Raw genomic sequence first — 1,787 nt, 5'->3', positions numbered from 1 at the left:
CCCGCGGTTGGCTGGCCGAGCCGGCGCCGGGCCGGTTCACGCTCGCGAAGGGCGTGGCCGGGCCAGGCGGCGGGTCATGAGCAGGGTCATCGACCTGGTGTCGATGAACGGGCTGTCAACGCACATGTATCAGGTGTTGATCTCGCGTTGATCGCTGCTCTCGACCATGGGCCGCATGGTCTCCATCACACAGAAACTCATCACGGCCGCCGCCGTGACCACGTTGCTCAGCGCTTTCGCCGCCACCGAGGCGAGGGCCGCCGCTCCGGCCAAGGCCGGGCCGCCGCACACCGCCAAGATCCACCACGTCAGCGCCGAGGAGAAGGCGTGGGCGCGTGGCGAGCACAAGGCCGACCCGCCCCGTTCTGCCGCCACCGCACACGTCACCCCGGCGCCCCGGCAGAACCAGATGAGCGCACAGTTCGTCAAGTCGGTCAACCCCGCCGAGGTGCTCAACGACGTCATCAACCTGTTCAGGAACATCAGCGGCAAGCAGTACATCGAAGGCATCAACGAGGTGCTCGACCAGGTCCGCTACGACTCCGACGGCCAGGACGCCGCCGTCGTCTTCTACCTCGGCGAGGACCACGGCACCTGGGACGACAGCGGAGCCGCCTACAACACCATCGACATCAACGGCTACAAGTACGGCGTGCTGGTGTTCCCGCAGAACCACGGCGGATTCTGGTACTACTACGGGTACGGACAGGGCGGGCAGACCTCCACGTACTGGGGCTCAAGCTCCGCACCGGCCCCCTCCTCCACCGGCCGCGACCCGAACTTCAACAACAAGAGCGTCGACTTCGTCAGCTACAACCGCCCCGGCAGCGTGTGGGGCACCCCCGGCGACCACGGGGCCAGCAGCAACGGTCAGCGTGGAAACCTCCCCGACGGCTCCTGGATCACCATCATCAACCGCGCCACCTACCGGGCCGTGGACTCCGCCCAGGGCCAGTCCGGTGACGGCAACAAGATCCAGTCATGGGGGCAGCACGACCCCAACGAGGCCTCGCAAGGCTGGCGGCTCGACCACAAGAGCGGATACAACTACGCACTGACCTCGCGTCTCCACGACGGGCAGGTCCTCAACCTCAACGGCAACGACAACCGCTCGGTGCAGATGTACCACTACGACGGCAGCGGCAACTCCCAGTGGGGGTTCGAGGACGCCGGCGACGGCTGGTCCAAGATCCACTCAACGGCCGACTGGACCAAGTGCCTCAACGACAACGGCTCAGGCAACCAGTTGACCGCCGAACCATGCTCCTGGAACCTGAACACCCAGATATGGGGCACCTACGCCTACTGACGGAGAGCGCACCATCGGCTCCCGAACCCGCGGCCACGGCCGGGTTCGGGAGCCGTCCTCTCGCGTCGAAGGCGGTCTCGACAGCGGGCGCAGAGGCCGATGATGCAGGCCATGGTGTTCCTGATCTGCTCCGGCCTCGGCCTGATGGGCGCCTCGTAGCGGCTTCCGCTGAGGCCTCAGCCGTACGCCGCAGTCCTCGCTGGCCCTGGCCAACGACCGCCCCGCTTCAGCCGTTCCGCGGGCCTCCAGGGCCAGTGGAGAGTCGACCGTGACCCTATGGGCGAAGGTCGCCGCTGATGGCACGCTCCTCAGTGGCTGTTGTCTCTCCGGGCTTGATCGCTGCGTTCTCGCTGGTCAGGCATAGGGTCGGCGGTCCCGTGGCAGTGGTGACGTGTCGTGTCGTCACTTCGGTGGAGGTCGGGGATGCCGTCGGTCGTTGGGCTGTTGGAACAGCGCGAGCTTGCCGCTCGCCGTCGTG

At 66.9% G+C, this 1,787-nt stretch carries 1 protein-coding gene; it reads left to right on the top strand.

Annotation, left to right across the window (positions count from 1 at the left end):
- The first annotated feature begins 175 nt into the window (after positions 1 to 175).
- A complete protein-coding gene (locus ACWDAK_RS41145) occupies positions 176 to 1,309 on the top strand; it encodes an RICIN domain-containing protein (protein ID WP_344641433.1) in 1,134 nt (377 codons plus the stop codon).
- Positions 1,310 to 1,787: the final 478 nt, after the last annotated feature.

The sequence above is a fragment of the Kitasatospora sp. NPDC001175 genome, from assembly GCF_053598215.1.
Note: the sequence above shows the minus strand (reverse complement) of the source record. Positions and strands in the feature narration are given on the sequence as shown.

Coding starts and splice junctions, on each gene's coding strand:
- ACWDAK_RS41145 (WP_344641433.1), top strand. CDS start 176: ATGGTCTCCATCACACAGAAACTCATCACGGCCGCCGCCGTGACCACG.